At 72.9% G+C, this 218-nt stretch carries 1 protein-coding gene; it reads right to left on the bottom strand.

Annotated features, from left to right (window positions below):
- Window positions 1-218, bottom strand: a 218-nt coding sequence (locus AC5RUO_RS20070) for an L-serine ammonia-lyase, iron-sulfur-dependent, subunit alpha (RefSeq protein ID WP_494104455.1), incomplete at both ends; no start/stop codon positions are given.

The raw sequence follows: 218 nt of genomic DNA, 5'->3' as shown, positions 1-218 counted from the left end.
GCCGACCCGACCTCGCCCTGGCAGCCGACCTCCGCCCCGGAGATCGAGGCCTGCTCCTTGTACAGCACCCCCACCGCCCCCGCGGCGAGCAGGAACCTGACCACGACGTCGTCGCGGTCTTCCTGGGTGGCGGTGTCCATGCCCGGGGCGAAGTGCAGCGCGTAGAACAGCACCGCCGGGATGATCCCGGCCGCCCCGTTCGTCGGCGCCGTGACCAC

Source organism: Arthrobacter sp. Y3221087 (assembly GCF_059089905.1).
Note: the sequence above shows the minus strand (reverse complement) of the source record. Positions and strands in the feature narration are given on the sequence as shown.